The organism is Aeromonas sp. R1-2, from assembly GCF_040908505.1.
In the GTDB taxonomy this organism is placed as follows: Bacteria; Pseudomonadota; Gammaproteobacteria; order Enterobacterales; family Aeromonadaceae; genus Aeromonas; species Aeromonas veronii.
On sequence record NZ_JBFODU010000018.1, the window covers coordinates 135208 to 153226 of the forward strand.

Annotated in this window: 15 protein-coding genes and 2 tRNA genes; 10 read left to right on the forward strand and 7 right to left on the reverse strand. The window is 61.0% G+C overall.

Annotated elements, in window-relative coordinates:
• Nucleotides 1-37: 37 nt before the first annotated feature.
• Nucleotides 38-499: a hypothetical protein gene (locus AB5Y76_RS07350; RefSeq protein WP_139442121.1), complete on the forward strand. Its 462-nt coding sequence runs from the start codon at nt 38-40 to the stop codon at nt 497-499.
• Nucleotides 500-584: 85 nt separating this feature from the next.
• Here the strand turns inward: AB5Y76_RS07350 and torA are convergent, their stop codons facing one another.
• Both torA and AB5Y76_RS07360 read right to left on the reverse strand, forming a co-directional pair.
• The gene (torA, locus tag AB5Y76_RS07355; RefSeq protein ID WP_263717786.1) at nt 585-3065 is read right to left on the reverse strand and encodes a trimethylamine-N-oxide reductase TorA; all 2481 of its coding nucleotides are present in this window, start codon (nt 3063-3065) and stop codon (nt 585-587) included.
• A 23-nt stretch (nt 3066-3088) separates the two neighbouring features.
• Nucleotides 3089-4219, reverse strand: coding sequence for a NapC/NirT family cytochrome c (locus AB5Y76_RS07360; protein ID WP_263717785.1), 1131 nt, complete (start codon nt 4217-4219; stop codon nt 3089-3091).
• Nucleotides 4220-4495: 276 nt separating this feature from the next.
• Between AB5Y76_RS07360 and AB5Y76_RS07365 the strand changes: the two genes are divergently transcribed.
• From AB5Y76_RS07365 to AB5Y76_RS07375, 3 genes are all read left to right on the forward strand, one after another.
• On the forward strand, nt 4496-6463 hold the full coding sequence (locus AB5Y76_RS07365) for an ATP-binding protein (RefSeq protein WP_263717784.1): 1968 nt from the start codon (nt 4496-4498) through the stop codon (nt 6461-6463).
• Nucleotides 6464-6518: 55 nt separating this feature from the next.
• Nucleotides 6519-7016: a response regulator gene (locus tag AB5Y76_RS07370; protein WP_042054822.1), complete on the forward strand. Its 498-nt coding sequence runs from the start codon at nt 6519-6521 to the stop codon at nt 7014-7016.
• A 67-nt stretch (nt 7017-7083) separates the two neighbouring features.
• Nucleotides 7084-9057, forward strand: coding sequence for a DNA topoisomerase III (locus AB5Y76_RS07375; protein ID WP_263717783.1), 1974 nt, complete (start codon nt 7084-7086; stop codon nt 9055-9057).
• A gap of 40 nt (nt 9058-9097) precedes the next feature.
• Here AB5Y76_RS07375 and AB5Y76_RS07380 read toward each other — a convergent pair whose 3' ends face one another.
• Both AB5Y76_RS07380 and AB5Y76_RS07385 read right to left on the reverse strand, forming a co-directional pair.
• Nucleotides 9098-9538, reverse strand: a complete 441-nt coding sequence (locus AB5Y76_RS07380; protein ID WP_263717782.1) for a YkgB family protein — start codon at nt 9536-9538, stop codon at nt 9098-9100.
• Between the two features lie 13 nt (nt 9539-9551).
• Complete coding sequence (locus tag AB5Y76_RS07385; RefSeq protein ID WP_263717781.1) at nt 9552-10085, reverse strand: carboxymuconolactone decarboxylase family protein; 534 nt, start codon at nt 10083-10085, stop codon at nt 9552-9554.
• A gap of 101 nt (nt 10086-10186) precedes the next feature.
• Here AB5Y76_RS07385 and AB5Y76_RS07390 point away from each other — a divergent pair, with 101 nt between their 5' ends.
• Complete coding sequence (locus tag AB5Y76_RS07390) at nt 10187-11017, forward strand: AraC family transcriptional regulator (protein WP_263717780.1); 831 nt, start codon at nt 10187-10189, stop codon at nt 11015-11017.
• A 40-nt stretch (nt 11018-11057) separates the two neighbouring features.
• On the opposite strand, the gene AB5Y76_RS07395 is transcribed toward AB5Y76_RS07390, so the two are convergent.
• A complete protein-coding gene (locus tag AB5Y76_RS07395; protein ID WP_263717779.1) occupies nt 11058-12413 on the reverse strand; it encodes a TrkH family potassium uptake protein in 1356 nt (451 codons plus the stop codon).
• The gene (locus tag AB5Y76_RS07400; protein ID WP_005339863.1) at nt 12410-13063 is read right to left on the reverse strand and encodes a TrkA family potassium uptake protein; all 654 of its coding nucleotides are present in this window, start codon (nt 13061-13063) and stop codon (nt 12410-12412) included. The genes AB5Y76_RS07395 and AB5Y76_RS07400 overlap by 4 nt, the downstream gene beginning before the upstream one ends.
• Before the next feature lie 127 nt (nt 13064-13190).
• Here AB5Y76_RS07400 and murB point away from each other — a divergent pair, with 127 nt between their 5' ends.
• Together murB and birA are read left to right on the forward strand one after the other, a co-directional pair.
• On the forward strand, nt 13191-14228 hold the full coding sequence (murB, locus tag AB5Y76_RS07405) for a UDP-N-acetylmuramate dehydrogenase (RefSeq protein ID WP_263717778.1): 1038 nt from the start codon (nt 13191-13193) through the stop codon (nt 14226-14228).
• Nucleotides 14225-15190: a bifunctional biotin--[acetyl-CoA-carboxylase] ligase/biotin operon repressor BirA gene (birA, locus tag AB5Y76_RS07410; RefSeq protein ID WP_263717777.1), complete on the forward strand. Its 966-nt coding sequence runs from the start codon at nt 14225-14227 to the stop codon at nt 15188-15190. The genes murB and birA overlap by 4 nt, the downstream gene beginning before the upstream one ends.
• A gap of 80 nt (nt 15191-15270) precedes the next feature.
• On the opposite strand, the gene coaA is transcribed toward birA, so the two are convergent.
• On the reverse strand, nt 15271-16209 hold the full coding sequence (gene coaA, locus AB5Y76_RS07415; RefSeq protein ID WP_005339877.1) for a type I pantothenate kinase: 939 nt from the start codon (nt 16207-16209) through the stop codon (nt 15271-15273).
• A gap of 263 nt (nt 16210-16472) precedes the next feature.
• On the opposite strand from coaA, the gene AB5Y76_RS07420 reads away from it, so the two are divergent.
• The 3 genes from AB5Y76_RS07420 to tuf form a co-directional block, all read left to right on the forward strand.
• A tRNA-Tyr gene (locus tag AB5Y76_RS07420) sits at nt 16473-16557 on the forward strand.
• A 38-nt stretch (nt 16558-16595) separates the two neighbouring features.
• Nucleotides 16596-16670, forward strand: a tRNA-Gly gene (locus AB5Y76_RS07425).
• A gap of 168 nt (nt 16671-16838) precedes the next feature.
• A partial coding sequence (tuf, locus tag AB5Y76_RS07430) for an elongation factor Tu (protein WP_005339879.1) occupies nt 16839-18019 on the forward strand: 1181 nt, incomplete at its 3' end.

Below are 18019 nucleotides of genomic sequence, written 5' to 3' on the forward strand. Positions count from 1 at the left end.
AACATATGGCATTTGTTTTAGCCTGAGGAAGAGAAGCATGACCGACGATCCGTGGGCACTGTGTCACCTTGACGATTCGTTTGATGCCTCTGTGCTGGGGGTCAAGGGCGCCCAGATCCAGTGGTTTGAAGACAGGGATGGCCTGATCGCGTTCCTTCTGGAAGATTTTGTCGACTTGCTGGCCGATGTGGGCGAGCTGGACGAGGAGCAGACTGAACAGGCGCGTGAGCGCTTCACCCTGCTGGTGGAGCAGAGCTTTGACGATCGCACCCTGATGGATGCCATCAACGATCTCGCCTCCGGCTTGCGCCGCATCGCCTGGTTGGGGCCACTCTCGGAGCTGGCGGAGATCAGCGACGACTTTGCTTCCGGTCTGCGCCGTTACTTCTGGAGCCAGTACGATGGCGATGAAGATGACCCGGACGCCTGGGTGCCGGAAGAGCTGTGGCCGCAGCTGGTGGAGTGCGCGCAGGAGTATATGGAAGAGGGGGATTTTTAAATCCGTCCGCACTATGTGTGCTCTTTGGCAGACAGATAAAGAAACGGCGCCTTGATGGCGCCGTTTTTATTGGGTGGCAATCGCATTAGCCGTTGGCCGGTACCGCGTGGGCGGTGTTGGCCAGCACAGGTCCTGTGTACTTCTCGATCTGCAACTGGGCCATGTGGCCGCAGTTGCCCTGTGCCAGACTGGACGAGCCTTCGTCGAAGGTGAGGCAGTTGACGTTGCCGTTTTTGCAGATGCTGCCCGCTTCGCCCGGCTTGGCCGGGTCGTACCAAGCCCCTTCGCAGATCCGCACCACCCCTTGGCGCACATCTTCGGAGAGCAGGGCGCCCACCAGGATCTGGCCGCGTTCGTTGAAGGCGCGCACCAGATCCCCCTGGGCGATGCCACGAGCCTTGGCATCCAGCGGATGGATCATGATCGCCTCGCGGTCGGCGATAGCGAACTTGTCCCGCAGCGGAGTGTTGTCGAGCTGGGAGTGCAGCCGCTGGGTCGGGTGGGAGGTGTTGAGCGACAGCGGATAGCGCGCCGCCACCTCGCTCTTCACCCACTCCTTGGGCTCATACCACTTGGGATGGCCGGCGCAGTCGGCGTAACCCATCCCCGCCACCGTGTTGGAGAAGATCTCGATCTTGCCGGACGGGGTGCCGAGCGGGTTGAGCAGCGGGTTCTCGCGAAAATCGGCGTGACGGATCCACTGGCGGTTGGCCTCGGGGATCGGGAAGCGGATGTAGTTGTTGGACTCCCAGAACATGTTGAACGGCGGCAGCGCGACGCGGGCGCCGCGGGCCTGCGCCGCCATGCCGTCGTACATCTGCTTGAGCCACAGCATCTCGACTTTACCTTCGGTGTACTGCTCCTGCACGCCCAGCTTGGCGGCGATGGCGCTGAAGATGTCGAAGTCATTGCGGGACTCGTGCTGGGGCGGGACGCACTGGTGCATCGGGAACACATAGCGCTGGGAGTAGTCGCCACCCATCTCCAGATCGTTGCGCTCGTAGCTGGTGGTGACCGGCAGCACGATATCGGCGTGCTTGGCGGTAGCGGTCCAGTAGGGCTCGTGAACGATCACGGTCTGCGGCTTGCGCCACGCCTGCAGCAGGTTGTTGGTGTCCTGATGGTGGTGGAAGGGGTTGCCGCCCGCCACGTAAACCAGCTTGATGTCCGGATAGGTCACCTTGCGGCCGTTGAAGTCGATGGTCTTGCCCGGGTTGGCGAGGCAGTCGGCGATGCGGGCCACCGGGATCGGAGCCGGGCTGTTCTTCGGTGCGTTGCCGGCGGAGATACCCGCCAGAATGCCGCCCTTGGCGGTGGGGCTGCCACCGGAGGAGTAGTGGTAGCTAAAGCCGTAGCCGCCGCCCGGCAGGCCGATCTGGCCCAGCATGGAGGCCAGGGTCACCAGCATCCAGTTCGGCTGTTCGCCGTGCTGCTGACGCTGCATCCCCCAACCGGCCATGATCATGGTGCGCTTGGCGGCCATGTCGAGAGCCAGCTGGCGGATCACCTTGGCATCGACGCCGCAGACGGTGCTCGCCCATTCGGCGCTCTTCGGTTGGCCGTCATCCTTGCCGAGCAGGTAGTTCAGGAACTTGTCGAAGCCGACGGTATAGCGATCGAGGAAGGCCTGATCGTGCTTCTTCTCGCTGTAGAGGGTGTGGGCTACACCCAGCATCATGGCCACGTCGGTGTAGGCGTTCGGCGCAATCCACTCGGCACCGACCAGCTTGGCGGTCTCGTTGTAGATGGGGTCGATGCTGATGACGCGGGTGCCCTTCTCTTTCAGCGCCATGAAGCCGGCCTGACCTTCGTGATCCGGCATGTTCCAGCTGTTCTTCAGGGTCACTTGAGCGTTGACCCCCCACAGCACCACCAGTTCGGCGTTCTCTACCACATTGGGCCAGGCGGTCTGCTGTTCGTACACCTCGATGGAACCCATCACGTGGGACATGATCACTTGGGCCGCGCCCGTGGAGTAGTCACCGGCATAACCGGTGAAACCGCCGGAGAGGTTCATCAGGCGGTGCAGCAGGGTGCGGCTGTTGTGGAACATGCCGACACTCTTCCAGCCGTAGGAACCGGCGTGGATCGCCTGCGGGCCGAAGTCACTCTGCACGCGCTGGATCTCGCCGGCCACCAGTTCGATCGCCTTGTCCCAGCTTACTCGCACCCACTCGTCGGCACCGCGCAGCTCGGGCTTGGCGCCCGGGCCGTGTTCCAGCCAGCTCTTGCGTACCATGGGGTACTTGATGCGGTTCTTGGCGTGGACCTGGAACGGCGCCATGTCGATGAGATCGTTCGGTGCCGGATCATCGGCTACCGGCTGGACGCGCACCATGCGGCCATCCTCGACGATCGCCTCGAAAGCCCCCCAGTGGGCGCCGGTCAGAATGCCCTTCTGGGCGGGCACCAGAGTCGGGAACTGACTCAATGCGGTGCTGATGGCTTGCGCCAGCGCACTCTTGGGAAAAATGCCGCCGAGCAGGGGCAGGGCTGCGCAGGCGCCGAGCCCCTTGAGCAGGTTGCGGCGGGACAGATTGGTCTTCTTGTCATTGAAAAAAGTCATAACGGTTTTCCTCTGTGCCAGCCTTAGTGGGCCGCGCTCATGTCACTGGCGTGTTTCTGGACATACTGGGTCAACATGCGAGCCTGTTCCGGGGTCAGGGAGGTACGAGATTCCATCCCCTTGATGACGCCGATCCACTGGTTGGCATTGAAGTGATCCAGCGCGGTGAGGCCGTGGCAGCCGGTACAGTTATTGGACATCAGGGTGGAGGCGTATTGCCACAGCTTGCCCTGATCGCCGATGAGCTGGCTCTGGTCGACCCAGGCGGTCAGCTTGACCTGATGCCAGGTGAGGTTGGTGGCGCTGTCGGTTTCGCTCTGGCCGGTGACCAGCGCTTTCTTGGCGGCATCGCCGACCAGTACGCTGAGGATCCGTTTGCCCGGTGCGGCGTAGAACACTTCGCTCACACCATCCTGTTGCCAGCCTTCGATCTGCACCTTGGCGCGGCCGTTTTCGTTGGCCAGCACTTCCACCTTGGTGGAGGGCATCAGGGTGCCTTCGTCGGTCTTGGCGGCGGCATCGAGGAACAGTGGGGTGGTGGCGATGGCGTAGCGGGTGGTGACGTTGGCCGGAGTCTGGGCCGCAGCCTGCGCCAGCTCGCTGGCACCGGCGGCAGCCAGGCCGCTCATGTCAGGCATGATGTGGGCGACACCACGGTGGCAGTCGATACAGGTCTGGTCTTCCTTGATGGCGACCGGGTGTTCGGCACGGGCATTGGGGCGCTGGGCCAGAATGTCCATCGCCTCGTAGCTGTGGCAGCTGCGGCAGGTGGCGGAGTCGTTGGCTTTCAGCTCGTCCCAGACGGATTGGGCCATCCGCAGCTTGTGGGCTTCATACTTTTCCGGGGTATCCAGGGTGCCGATCGCCTCGTGATAGATATCCTTCACGGCGCGGATCTTGGTCCACAGGTAGGAGGTGGGGTCGCCCGGGATGTGGCAGTCGGCGCACTCGGCGCGGATCCCTTTGGTGTTCTGGAAGTGGACACTGCCCTGATACTCGGCGAGCGGAGTCTGCATGGAGTGGCAGGAGACGCAGAATTCGGTGGAGCTGGTCTTGTGCAGCACGGTCACGGTGACACCCAGTGCCGCGACACCCAGCAGGGCCCCGAGCAGCAGGAGCCAGAACCAGGTTTTTCTTATCAGTTTTCCAATCATGGCGGCGTTTTCCTACGGTCAATAATTACCTACATAGTACTAGTCCAATAGTAGTAGTAATGACAGGGATAAGGCGTTGACCTCCATCATGGTTTATATTTTTGATTGTTGTCACATTTTGTCTTTTGTTTTGTTATTGACACATTTGTCGAATTAAATTCAGTTTTTTTCTGTTTTATCTATTTGTGCACTTTCCGCGACAGCTGTTAGCCCCCTCGCAAAACCCCACAAGATTCGCTGATATAGTGAGCAGTGAGCCTCAACGGAGTGTCGCTGATGAGCCCTTTCTCACTGCTGTGTGTCGCCGCCAACGTGCAACTGCTGGCCGAATTCGAACAGGAGTTGGCTCCGCTGCTCGGCCATTTCGCGTTGGTGGTGGTGGTCGGTCAGGGGTCGGCGGAGCTGGCCCTGGACGAGCTGGATCGAAAGGGGCAGCCACCCGCCGTGGTGGTGTGTGACAGCGAGCTGGGGGATGGGCGAGGGGCCGATTTTCTGATCCGCCTCGGCAGTCGTCACGAGGCGTGCCGCAAGATCCTGCTCGGCAGCCAGCCGGAGATGAAATCGATCATCGAGGCGGTGAACCTCGGTCGTCTCGACTACTACCTGCAACGCCCCTGGCGCGATGGCAGCCTGCGCCGGGCGGTGATCGAGCAGGCGAGCCACTTTGTATTGCAGCGTCCCGAGGCGGATCTGCTGAGCTATGCCGCCGTGCTCGACAACCAGAAGCTGCTGCGAGTCCATGTCGATCGCCAGTTGGCTGCCTATCGGCAGGGCTTTATGGATTACACCCACTGCAGCGATGAAGAACTCTCCCGGGTGGTGATCGACGGCCTCTATCAGTTTTTCGAGGGCAATGACGAGGAGCGGGTCTGCCGCCACTACAGTCCGGGCCATGTGCTGACCCGCGAGGGGGAGCCCAACAGCTTCCTCTGGTTTATCGCCAAGGGGGAGGTGGTGCTGCGCAAGCGGGACGAGCAGGGGATCGATCAGGAGGTGGTGCACTACCGTACCGGTTCGCTGGTGGGGGGCATGTCCTTCGTGACCGGCGAACCCGCCTTCACCACCGGCGTGACTCTGACCGGTGCCGAGGTGATCAAGCTCGACAAGCTGCAATTCTCCCGGGTGATGCAGGCGCGCAGCGAACTGCTCCCCTCCTTTACCAACCTGCTGCTGCGCCACTTCAACCGCCGCCTGCAAAACAGCATCCGTACCGAGATGCGGCTGCAACAGACCCTCAACTCCCTCGATGCCGCTCACGCCCAGCTGGTGGAGAGCGAAAAGATGGCGATGCTGGGTCAGCTGGTGGCCGGTGTCGCCCACGAGCTGAACAACCCGGTGGCGGCTATTATCCGTGGCAGCGAGACCCTGCGGGCCGCCATCCCCGATCTGGTCAATCTCGAACTGCCCGCCCCCATCAAGGGTCTCGGCAACCAGACCCTATGTCAGGCGCTCTCCTCCCAGCCGGTCTCGACCAGCGAGATCCGTGACAAGACCCGGCTGGCGGAGGGGCGCTTTGGCGATCGTCAGCAGGCGCGGCTGGCGGTGCAGATGAATCTGGATGACGAGCTGAACTGGCAGCGCTGGTTTGCCAGCCGCACTGCCGACGAGCGGGAGGCGCTGCTCTCCCGGCTGGAGCTGTTCCAGCAGACCGGCAGCTTCCTGCGCAATATCGAAGTGTGTGCCCGTCGCATCGGCGATCTGGTCAAGAGCCTCAAGCAGTATGCCCGGCAGGACAGGGACGAGCCCTCGCTGGTAGACCTGCACGAGGGGCTGGAAGATACCTTGATGATTTTCGAAAACCGCCTCAAGCATCATGAGCTCTGCAAGGAGTACCAGCCGTTGCCGCTGGTGCGCTGTCACCCCATCGCCCTGCAACAGGTATGGACCAACCTGATCGCCAACAGTCTGGATGCCATGAGCGGCTCGGGGCGACTCACCATTCGCACCGGATTGCTGGATCCCGAGTGGGTCATGGTAGAGATCGAGGATAGCGGTTGCGGCATCGAGCCCGAGCTGTGGCAGCGGATCTTCGATCTCAACTTCACCACCAAGCGGGAGGGCCATTTCGGTCTCGGCATTGGTCTGAGTGTTTCGCTGCAGATAGTTCAGCAGCACCACGGCCGGATCGAGGTGGCCTCGGAGCCTGGCCGTTACACCCGGATGCGGGTCTGTCTGCCGCTGGACGGCATGGGGCAGGCCGGTTACGGGGGCGAACCTCATCACAACAAGGAGCATGCGGCCTGAGCCGTCGCCAGCATCAATCGCGCGGCGTGCCAAACCATGTCGCCAAGGAGGAGTAATGAACAAACACTATCTGATCCTGTGTGTGGACGATGAGCGTGAGGTGCTGGATGCGGTGATCCACGATCTCGCCCCGTTCCGTTCCCACTTCGAACTGGAAGCCGCCGAGAGCGTCGATGAGGCGCGTGCGGTTGTGGAGGAGTGGGAGCGCGACGGCAACAAGCTGGCGCTGATCCTTTGTGACCACATCATGCCGGGAACCCTGGGGGTCGATTTTCTGGTAGAGCTGAACCGGCGAGCCACCACTCGGGCCAGCCGCAAATTGCTGCTGACCGGACAAGCGGGGCTGGAGGCCACCGTCGAAGCGGTCAATCGCGGCGGGTTGCACTACTACCTAGCCAAGCCGTGGAAGCTGGAGACCCTGCAAGAGGCGGTGCGCGAACAGCTGACCGACTACCTGCTGGCGGAAGATGGCGAAAATGCCTTCCACTATGCGCCGCTGCTCAATCAGGCGCGGCTGTTTGCCGCCATCCACGATCACCCGTTCGACGAATAGGGGCAGTTGGGCTTTCGCGGTGGCAGTTGTATACTGTCTGCATATACAGTATTGCAGGTAGCCACCGATGCGACTCTTTATCGCCGAGAAGCCCACGCTGGGCCGCGCCATTGCCGATGCCCTGCCCAAGCCCCACAAGAAGGGCGACGGTTTTATCGAAACAGCCCAGGGGGATGTGGTCACCTGGTGCATCGGCCATCTGCTGGAGCAAGCCGAGCCCGATGCCTATGACGCTGCCTTCAAGCAGTGGCGGATGGAGCATCTCCCCATCATCCCCGCCCAGTGGCAGCTGGTGGCCAAGCCCAAGACCAAAACCCAGCTCACCGTCATCAAGCGACTGATCAAGCAGGCGGACTGCGTGGTCAATGCCGGTGACCCGGACCGGGAAGGGCAGTTGCTGGTGGATGAGGTGATCGACTTTCTCGGCTACCCGAAAACCAAGCCGGTGCAGCGCTGCCTCATCAGCGATCTCAACCCGCCCGCGGTGCGTCGTTCCCTCGACAAACTGAGGGACAACAAGGAGTTCGTGCCGCTGGCCGTCTCCGCGCTGGCCCGCAGTCGGGCCGACTGGCTCTATGGCATCAACATGACCCGCGCCTACACCCTGCTCGGGCGCAAGGCCGGTTGCAGCGAGCTGCTCTCGGTCGGTCGGGTGCAGACCCCGCTGCTGGGGCTGGTGGTGCGGCGGGATCTCGAGATCGAGGCCTTCGTCCCCAAACCCTTCTACGAGGTGCTGGCCCATCTGCTGACCGATAGCAACGAGCGCTTCACCGCCAAGTGGCTGCCATCGGAAGCCTGCCTGCCATGGCAAGATGAGGAGGGGCGGGTGCTCAACCGGGCGCTGGCCGACAAGGTGGTGAGCCGGATCAACGGCCAGCCCGCTCAGGTCGAATCGGTGGAGGAGCAGGCCCGCAAGCAGGCGGCGCCGTTGCCCTACAACCTCTCCAGCCTGCAGATCGATGCCGCCAAGCGCTTCGGCATGGATGCAAAGCGGGTACTCGACATCTGCCAGAGTCTCTACGAGCGTCACAAGCTCATCACCTATCCGCGCTCCGACAGCCGCTATCTGCCGACCGACCACTTCAAGCGTGCCGAACAGGTGTGCGGCGCCATCGCCGCTACAGCGCCTGCACTGGCCAAGGCGGTTGCCGAGGCGGACGGCAAGATCCGCAGCAAGGCGTGGAACGACAGCAAGGTGGATGCCCACCACGCCATCATCCCCACCGAGAAGCAGGGCAACCCCGCCACGCTGGGGGCGGACGAGGCGAAGCTCTATGGCCTGATTGCCCGACAGTATCTGCTGCAGTTCTATCCCCCATTCGAATACAACGACAGCAAGGTGCTGCTGCGCATCGCCGGTGGTCTGTTTCAGGCCAAGGCACGGCGCATTCTCAAAGCGGGCTGGAAGGCGCTGCTCGGGGTGGAGGAGGATGACGACGAAGAGAAGGCGGGCACGCTACCCGCGCTGAAGGAGGGCGAGCAACTGCTGTGCGAGCGGGGCGAATTGCAGGAGAAGATGACCCAGCCGCCCAAGTCGTTCACCGATGCCACCCTGCTGGCGGCCATGACCGGCATTGCCCGCTATGTGCAGGATCCCGAGATCCGCAAGACCCTGCGCGACACCGATGGCCTCGGCACCGAAGCGACCCGGGCAGGCATTATCGACCTGTTGTTCAAGCGCCGCTTTCTGGTGCGTCAGGGCAAGAGCATCAAGGCGACCCCGACCGGGCGTGCGCTGGTGCAGGCGTTGCCAGCCACCGCCACCACGCCGGATATGACTGCGCTGTGGGAGCAGAGCCTAGGCCAGATCGCCGAGCGTCACGGCAGCTACCAGCAGTTTATGGGGCCGCTCACCGAGCAGCTCAACGGCCTGATTGAAGGGGCGCGGCAGGACTCCGGCGCCAGCTTCAGCGCCCTGCCCAAGGAGGCGCCGGGTGCCGGCAAGCGGCGTTTTACCAGGCGCAAGAGTCCGGCGGCCTGCACGACTGGCGGGCCCCGACCGCGCAAGGCGGCCAGCAAGCGCCAGACCAGGGCTGCATAACGAAAAAAGGCGCCCATCCTGGGCGCCAAAGGCATTGTTGTCAGGCTGCCTGAGTGGACAAGCTGGCACGGATCCTGTGCTGGTAGTGCAGAACCACACCGAGAAACACCAGATCCTTGAACAGGAAGAACTCGGTGACTGGCACGCCATCAACCACTTTCCAGACACCTGTCAGGGTCAGCAGGAAGCTCAGCGTCGCCAGGAAGGTGACGATAGCCCCCATGCTGCACCAGTAACCGATGCGAGGTTGCCACAGACCCATGACCAGCCCGATGGCGATCACTATCTCGACCACCCCGATCAGGTTCGATACGCTCTGTTCCGACAGGGGGCCATAGAGCCAGCTCATCAAGGGGTGGCTGGCTACCAGTGGTTTGATGGCGGCTGCCTCTGTCGGGGTAAACTTGAAGACGCCGATCCAGAGCAGGGTCAATACCACGCCCGTCAGGGCGACCAGAAAGCCTTTGTCATGTTGCTGCATGGGGGCTCCTTGTTTAAGGGGTCAGAGTGACGGGCGGGAAGTCGATCTCGGTCGCCGCCAGGTGGTTGCCATAGTTGGTCAGGGTATTGACCACCACTTGGCCGAGCACCTCCAGCAGCAGCTCGTCATCTACGCCAGCGGCACGGGCGCTAGCAAGCTGCTCGTCACTGATCACCCCGCGCTGACTGACCAGTGCCGTTGCCAGTTGCAGCAGGGCGTGCTCAAGGGGAGCCGAGGCCTGGCCAAGTCGGGCAGCCCGGATCTCCTGGGCCGAGAATCCGGCCTTGCCCGCCAGTAGTGTGTGGGCAGACAAACAGTATTGGCAGGCGTTGGCTTGACCTATGGCCAGTGCCAGCAACTCCCGTTGTGGGGCAGTGAGGCGCCCCTTGCCAAGCGCCTCGGCAAAGCCCAGGAAGCCATTGAGCAGGGCTGGCGAGTGGGCCAGGGTGGCGTAGAGGTTGGGCACCATGCCCAGATTGCGGTGCAGGGTGGCCAGGGTCTGGGCGGCTGCGGGTTGCGGCTGGGATACGGGTTGGATACGGCTCATGATCTTCTCCTGTGGTAGTGAAGGTACGGGAGACAGTGTGCCGTCATTCGTGATACGGTTTATCACTCATCGTCTGTAAATAAATACTATTCGTCTCAAATATGGATCCGCTCTCTGCCCTGTTGGTTCATGCCTCCCCCGAAGCCAAGATCTTCTTCGCCGGCAACCTGTGCCAGAACTCCTCCAGTGATGATTACCCGAGTGGCGGACATCTTCATCTGCTGCGCAGCGGTGCCGTCATGTTGCGTGAAGAGGGGGGCGCCAGCTTGCTGTTCGAGGAGCCGACCCTGATCCTGTTCCCTCGGGGACGTCCTCACAAGCTTGAACCCAGAACGCTGGGGGGTTGTGATTTGGTGTGCGCCAGTGTCGCATTCGGCAAGGGGGGGGCATCGCCGTTGCAACTGGCATTACAGGGCTCGCTGGTGCTGCCACTACGTGAGCTGCCTGCCCTGACGCCGGTGCTGAACCAGCTGTTTGACGAGGCGTTTCACCCCCGCTATGGGCAGGATCCGCTGATCTCCCGCTTGCTGGAGGTACTGTTGATCCTGCTGCTGCGTCATCTGGTCGAGCAAGGGGTGTGTCAGCAGGGGATGCTGGCAGGTATTTCCGATCCCCAGTTGGCCAAGGCGATCTCGGTGATGCATCAGCGTGGGGATGAACCCTGGACGGTGGCCACGCTGGCGCGGGAGGCCGGCATGTCGCGAGCCCGCTTTGCCGCGAGGTTTCAGGAGCGGGTTGGTCAAGCGCCGCTTGGTTATCTGACCCACTGGCGCATGGCGCGAGCCTGCCAGCAACTGCTGGCGGGGGAGCCCATGGTGCAGGTGGCGCTGGGGGCGGGGTACAGCAGCAGTGTTGCCTTTGGTCGGGCATTCGAGCGGGAGCTGGGGGTGAGCCCGGGGCGCTGGCTCAAGGCGCAGCAACAAGCCGAATAAAAAACGGGGCAGCCAGTGGCTGCCCCGTGTTCATAACCGGTCAGCCGGTATAGACGTTCTCTTCCGGATAACGGATGCGGGTCTCGACCGGGCGGGCCAGCATAAAGGCCAGGGTCAGAGGGCCGAGACGGCCGCAGATCATCACCAGTACCAGGATCAGCTTGCCCGGCTCGCTCAGGGAGGCGGTGATGCCGGTAGAGAGGCCGACGGTGGCAAATGCCGAGATGGTCTCGAACATGATTTTGTCGAACGGCAGATCCTCGGTCACCATCAGCAGGAACATCGCCAGCATCAGCACCATGGTGCTGACGATGATGATAGCCAGCGAGCGGGTCACGGTCTGGGGCGACAGGGTGCGGCCAAAAGCGGTGACATGGGGCCGTTTGGTCAGAAACGCCTTGGTCGCCAGCAGCACGACCGCGAAGGTAGTGACTTTGATACCGCCACCGGTCGAGGTGGCACCGGCACCGATAAACATCAGCATCATCAGGAACAGCAACGCCGCCGGGGTCATCAGCCCGATATCTATGGTATTGAAACCGGCGGTACGGGCACTGGCAGACTGGAAAAAGGCTGCCAGAAGCTGACCACCGATACCTGCCTTGCCGAGGGTGCCGGGGTTGTTGTGTTCCAGCAACCAGAACATCAGGGTTCCCGCCAGCAGCAGCGCCGGGGTCATCAGCAGCATCAGCTTGCTGTGCAGCTTCAGCTTGCGCCAGCGGCGGTTGCGCACCAGATCGACGATGACGGTAAAGCCGATCCCCCCCAGGATCAGCAGGCCGGCGATGGTCAGGCTGATGATGGGGTCGTCCCTATAGTCGATGAGGTTGTTGGCAAACAGCGAAAACCCGGCGTTGTTGAAGGCCGAGACCGCGTGGAAGAAGCTGACATAGAGGCCGTGCACCCAACCCATCTCGGGCACCCAGCGGATCGCCATGATGCCGGTACCGATCAGTTGGGCGATAAAGGCGAACAGCACGATCCGTTTGACCAGCTGGATGATGTTGACCGAGCCCTCCTGTCCCAGCGCCTCCTTGGCCAGAACCTGCTGGCGCAGACCGACCCGCTTGCTGAAGATGGCGATCAGCAGCAGGGTCATGGTCATCTGGCCCAGACCGCCGATCTCCATCAGCATCAACAGGAAAATCTGGCCCTGCAGGGTGAAGGCGGTACCGGTATCCACCACGCCAAGACCTGTCACGCTGATGGCCGAGGTGGCGGTAAACAGGGCGTTGACGAAGGTGACCTCGCCATTGTGGCTGGAGGGCTGCACCAGAAAGATGGTGCCAATCAGCAGAATGATCAGAAAGCTACCGAGGATCAGCCGGGCTTCGCTCCAGCGAGAGTCCTGCTCCCGATGTAGGGCGAAGGCGTAGCTGCTGCGCCAGTTGATCATAGGGTTTCGAGCCAGTGGTCGATGGCGTGCTTGTTGCCCGCCAGGATCAGGATGTCGCCCAGTTGCAGCTCCATCTTGCCGGTCAGCACGTTGTGCAGCACATCACCACGCTTGATGGCGAGCAGCTGGAAATCGCTCTGTTGCAGCAGGTGGAAGTCGCCCAGTTCCCGGCCGTTCTGTTGCAGGCCGATCACGAACTCGGTCAGCACCATGTCGTGGCCCAGCTCCAGATAGTCGAACAGCCGGTTGTCCAGCATGCTCTGGGCGACCCGGCGGCCCATGTCCCACTCCGGGTTGATCACCTTGTCGGCGCCCACTTTCTGCAGGATCTTGGCGTGGAACTTGTCGCGCGCCTTGACCCACACCTTCTTCACGCCCGCCTCTTTCAAGACGAGGGTGGTGAGGATGCTGGTCTCCAGGTTGTCACCGATGGCAACGAAGACGATATCGAAATTGGCCAGTCCCAGCTCGGCTACGGTGGCCTCGTCGGTGGCATCCGCCACGATAACGTGATTGCAGAGGGCGGCGATTTGCCGGGTCTTGCTCTCGTCGATATCGATGGCCAGTACTTCGGCATCTTGCCGTTGCAGCTCTTCGCACAGCGCGCTGCCAAACAGGCCCAGGCCGATGACGGCAAACTGGTTGTTCATGAGTTATTCCTCAGCAGTTGAAGTCGCCTACTCTAAACCACTGCTATTCCCCCGAAAAGGGCTCGGGTTTTTCGTCATGGGGTAACATGAGGTAGACTGCGCCCTTGCACCAAGCCGGGATAGACCGATGAAACTGAATGCCAACGCCTCCTTGTTGAAGCTCAATACCCTTGCCCTCGATGCGTACTGCCTCTGGCTGGCCGAGGCGGAGCAGGTTGCCGATCTGGCGACCCTGCGTGCCGATCCGCAGTTCAACCAGCTGCCGCGCCTCAATCTGGGCGGCGGCAGCAACATGCTCTTCACCACCGATTTTCTCGGTCTGGTGGTGCTCAACCGGCTCAAGGGGATTACCGCTGAAGATGGTGGCGATCACTGGTTGCTCCATGTGGCGGCGGGTGAAGATTGGCATCAGCTGGTGCGTCATACCTTGCAACAGGGCTGGTTCGGGCTGGAGAATCTGGCGCTCATTCCCGGTACGGTCGGTGCCGCGCCGGTGCAGAACATCGGTGCCTATGGCGTTGAGCTGGCCGACTTCTGCGCCTATGTCGAGGCGTTCAACTGGCAGAGTGGCGAGATTGAACGGATCGTGGCGGCAGAGTGCCGCTTCGGTTATCGCGACAGTATCTTCAAACACGAGTATCAGGATTCCCACCTGATCACTGCCGTCGGGCTCAAACTGCCCAAGGCGTGGCAGCCGGTGCTGGGCTATGGCCCGCTGGCCGCGCTCGGTGACACTCCGTCTGCGCAGGCCATCTTCGATACCGTCTGTGCCACCCGCATGGCCAAACTGCCGGATCCCGCCGTGCTCGGCAATGCGGGCAGCTTCTTCAAGAATCCGGTGGTGCCTGCCGCGCTGGCGGAGAATCTCAAGGCGCGCTATCCGCAGATGCCCTGCTATCCGGCTGGAGAAGGGCAGGCCAAGCTGGCTGCGGGCTGGCTCATCGATCAGTGCGGTCTGAAAGGTTTCGCCATTGGCCGTGCCGCTGTTCATCAGGAGCAGGCGCTGGTGCTGGTCAATCTGGGGGGCGCTAGTGCCATGGAGCTGATCGCGCTGGCGGCTCATGTCCGTGACAGCGTGGAGCAGACGTTTGGCGTGGTGCTGGAGCACGAGGTGCGTTTTATGGGGGCGCACGGTGAAACCTGGCTCGACGAGGTGCTCTCATGACGTTGACTCCCATCAGACAGACCCTGATCACTCTGCTTAGCGACGGCCAGTTTCACTCCGGCGAACAGCTGGGCGAGCAGCTCGGCATCAGCCGGGCGGCGGTGAGTAAACACATGGCGGCGCTCAAGGAGCTGGGGTTGGATCTCTTTAGCCTGACCGGTAAAGGTTACCGGCTGGCGGTGCCGATGGCGCTCTATGATCAGGCTACCTTGCAGGCACTGGCCCCGATGGCGCCGGTGCACTGTTTTCCGGTCATTGGCTCGACCAACCAACACCTGCTGGATCGGGTCAATGAGCTGCGCTCTGGCGAGAGCTGTCTGGCCGAGTGTCAGACAGCCGGGCGCGGTCGTCGTGGCAAACCCTGGATTTCGCCGTTCGGTTGCCAGCTGATCCTCAGCATGTACTGGCGACTCGAACAAGGCATGGCGGCGGCCATGGGGCTGAGTCTGGCGGTCGGCGTTGCAGTGGTTGAAGCGCTGGAGAGCCTTGGTTATCAGGGCGTTGAGCTCAAGTGGCCGAACGACCTCTACTATCAGGGCCGCAAACTGGCGGGGATACTGGTGGAGATGAGCGGTAGCGCCGGCGCCAGCTGCCATCTGGTGATCGGCATCGGTCTCAATCTGGCGATGCCTGCCCGCGAAGGTGAGAAGATCGATCAGGCCTGGGCTGAGCTGCGTCACATCAATCCGGAACTGGTCGATCGCAATCAGTTGGCGGCCCGGATGATCGTCCATCTGCAGCGGGCGTTGCATACCTTTGAGCAGCAGGGGTTGGCAAGCTTTGTCGATGAGTGGAATCGGCTCGATCACTTTGCCGGTCGCCCGGTGCGCCTGCTGATGGGAGATCAGGAGATCCGCGGCATCGCCTGTGGCATCGACGATCGCGGCGCCCTGCGACTGGAGACAGGCGAAGGGATCAAATTCTATCTGGGGGGCGAGCTCTCCCTGCGCCGGGGCGACTGAGGGTCAGCAAGGCCGCTCATGATGCCAAATAGAAGAGGGGGCCTGCGGGCCCCCTCTTCGTTATCCGGCAACTGCAGTCATCATTTGCGCAGTTTGATCTGCTCGATGGCGTGCTCATGGCCCTTGGTCATGATCAGGTTGGCTCGCTCACGCGTTGGCAGGATATTTTCTTGCAAATTCAGATAGTTGATATCTTGCCAGATGTTGCTCGCGATCTGGGTCGCCTCACTCTCCGCCAGCTTGGCGTAGTTATGGAAGTAGGAGTCGGGATCCGAGAAGGCGCCGCTGCGGAATTTCAGGAAGCGTTCGATATACCAGGTACGCAGCAGTTCGGCATCGGCATCCACATAGATGGAGAAGTCGACAAAGTCTGACACGAAGACCCGATGGGGCTCCTGAGGGTAGTCCATGCCGCTTTGCAGCACATTGAGCCCTTCCAGGATCAGGATGTCCGGCTGCTCCACCACCTTTTTCTCATCGGGAATGATGTCGTAGATAAGGTGGGAGTAAACCGGCGCTTCGACCTTCTCGTGACCGGCGCGGATATTGGCGACAAATTCCACCAGATGGCGGATATCGTAGGATTCCGGGAACCCCTTGCGACGCATCAGGCCGCGCTCTTCCAGTACCTTGTTGGGATAGAGGAAGCCGTCGGTGGTGACCAGCTCCACCCGCGGATGTTCCGGCCAGCGCTCCAGCAGGGCCTGCAGAATACGGGCTGTGGTACTTTTGCCCCCCGCCACGCTGCCGGCAATGCTGATGATATAGGTGCCCTTGCCGCGGGACTGGCCGAGGAACTGCTCCAGCACCCGGCTGCGACGCTGTTTGGCTTTGACATAGAGATTGAGCAGGCGGGAGAGAGGCAGATATATCTCTTCCACTTCCCGCAATGACACCTTCTCGTTGATCCCGCGCAGGGTCTGCAGATCGTGTTCGGTCAGGGTCAGGGGGACCGAATCGCGCAATAACGCCCATTGTTCGCGGGTGAATTGCAGATAGGGGTTATGCTCTGTCGTCATGGTGTCATCACTGTTTCTTGGGCACGGCGACCATACACCAAGGGTGGGGGAGCGACAAGGGACGCAGCAGGATTGGCTTGTTTGCCCCCGCTTTTTTGCAAACTTCCCAGCAATAAAGCATATTTTGCCGGGTTCAATGGTTGCATCCCCCAAAACCTTACAATAAAATGCGCGACGCTTGACTGTCTGTCGTCTATTTGCCGTGCAAAAGCGATAAACACAACGGGTGCAAGCAGAATTACCGTTGTGACAATCTGGCGTCTGGAGGGGTTCCCGAGCGGCCAAAGGGATCAGACTGTAAATCTGACGGCTCTGCCTTCGAAGGTTCGAATCCTTCTCCCTCCACCATATTTCTCTGCGGTTTGAGTTCTTTGGGTTAGAGAAATGCGGGCATCGTATAATGGCTATTACCTCAGCCTTCCAAGCTGATGATGCGGGTTCGATTCCCGCTGCCCGCTCCAAGATGCTGATATGGCTCAGGCGTTAGCAGAGCCGCACCCTAGGGTGAGTTCGGCAAGCGAACCAGCCATCAGTACCTCTCTCTTTCCCACCAGATTCAAATCCATCATATAAACTGTTCTGTGGTTAGCTTGCCACCGCGTACTCAGCGTTAGTTTAGAGGGACGATCATGTCTAAAGAAAAATTTGAGCGTAATAAACCGCACGTTAACGTGGGTACCATCGGCCACGTTGACCACGGTAAAACCACCCTGACTGCAGCTATCACCAACGTGCTGGCCAAGCACTTCGGTGGTAAAGCTTTCGCCTTCGACCAGATCGACAAGGCACCGGAAGAGCGTGAGCGTGGTATCACCATCAACACCTCCCACGTAGAATACGACACCGCTACCCGTCACTACGCCCACGTAGACTGCCCGGGTCACGCCGACTACGTTAAAAACATGATCACCGGTGCTGCCCAGATGGACGGCGCGATCCTGGTAGTAGCAGCGACTGACGGCCCGATGCCGCAGACTCGTGAGCACATCCTGCTGGGTCGTCAGGTTGGTATCCCGTACATGATCGTGTTCATGAACAAGTGTGACATGGTTGATGACGAAGAGCTGCTCGAACTGGTAGAGATGGAAGTTCGTGAACTGCTGACCGAGTACGACTTCCCGGGTGATGACCTGCCGGTAGTTCGTGGTTCCGCGCTGAAAGCGCTGGAAGGCGACGCTCAGTGGGAAGAGAAGATCATCGAGCTGGCTGGCCACCTGGATACCTACATCCCGGAGCCGGAGCGCGCGATTGACCAGCCGTTCCTGATGCCTATCGAAGACGTATTCTCTATCGCTGGCCGTGGTACCGTAGTTACCGGTCGTGTAGAGCGCGGTATCGTTAAAGTAGGTGAGACCGTAGAAATCGTTGGTATCAAAGATACCGTTTCTACCACCTGTACCGGTGTTGAAATGTTCCGCAAGCTGCTGGACGAAGGTCGTGCAGGTGAGAACATCGGCGCGCTGCTGCGTGGTGTTAAGCGTGAAGACGTAGAGCGTGGTCAGGTACTGGCCAAGCCGGGTTCTATCAAGCCGCACACCAAGTTCGAATCTGAAGTGTACGTACTGTCCAAAGAAGAAGGTGGCCGTCATACCCCGTTCTTCAAAGGCTACCGTCCGCAGTTCTACTTCCGTACTACCGACGTGACCGGTACCATCGAACTGCCGGAAGGCGTAGAGATGGTAATGCCGGGCGACAACATCAAAATGGTTGTTACCCTGATTGCTCCGATCGCGATGGACGACGGCCTGCGTTTCGCTATCCGTGAAGGTGGCCGTACCGTAGGTGCTGGTGTTGTAGCTAGCGTAATCGC

Bases quoted from the DNA above. Each gene is read 5' to 3' on its own strand.
- AB5Y76_RS07380 (WP_263717782.1), bottom strand. From the start codon at position 9,538: ATGCAGCAACATGACAAAGGCTTTCTGGTCGCCCTGACGGGCGTGGTA.
- AB5Y76_RS07395 (WP_263717779.1), bottom strand. From the start codon at position 12,413: ATGATCAACTGGCGCAGCAGCTACGCCTTCGCCCTACATCGGGAGCAG.
- AB5Y76_RS07365 (WP_263717784.1), top strand. From the start codon at position 4,496: ATGAGCCCTTTCTCACTGCTGTGTGTCGCCGCCAACGTGCAACTGCTG.
- AB5Y76_RS07350 (WP_139442121.1), top strand. From the start codon at position 38: ATGACCGACGATCCGTGGGCACTGTGTCACCTTGACGATTCGTTTGAT.
- AB5Y76_RS07375 (WP_263717783.1), top strand. From the start codon at position 7,084: ATGCGACTCTTTATCGCCGAGAAGCCCACGCTGGGCCGCGCCATTGCC.
- AB5Y76_RS07400 (WP_005339863.1), bottom strand. From the start codon at position 13,063: ATGAACAACCAGTTTGCCGTCATCGGCCTGGGCCTGTTTGGCAGCGCG.
- AB5Y76_RS07370 (WP_042054822.1), top strand. From the start codon at position 6,519: ATGAACAAACACTATCTGATCCTGTGTGTGGACGATGAGCGTGAGGTG.
- torA (WP_263717786.1), bottom strand. From the start codon at position 3,065: ATGACTTTTTTCAATGACAAGAAGACCAATCTGTCCCGCCGCAACCTG.
- AB5Y76_RS07390 (WP_263717780.1), top strand. From the start codon at position 10,187: ATGGATCCGCTCTCTGCCCTGTTGGTTCATGCCTCCCCCGAAGCCAAG.
- murB (WP_263717778.1), top strand. From the start codon at position 13,191: ATGAAACTGAATGCCAACGCCTCCTTGTTGAAGCTCAATACCCTTGCC.
- AB5Y76_RS07385 (WP_263717781.1), bottom strand. From the start codon at position 10,085: ATGAGCCGTATCCAACCCGTATCCCAGCCGCAACCCGCAGCCGCCCAG.
- birA (WP_263717777.1), top strand. From the start codon at position 14,225: ATGACGTTGACTCCCATCAGACAGACCCTGATCACTCTGCTTAGCGAC.
- AB5Y76_RS07360 (WP_263717785.1), bottom strand. From the start codon at position 4,219: ATGATTGGAAAACTGATAAGAAAAACCTGGTTCTGGCTCCTGCTGCTC.
- coaA (WP_005339877.1), bottom strand. From the start codon at position 16,209: ATGACGACAGAGCATAACCCCTATCTGCAATTCACCCGCGAACAATGG.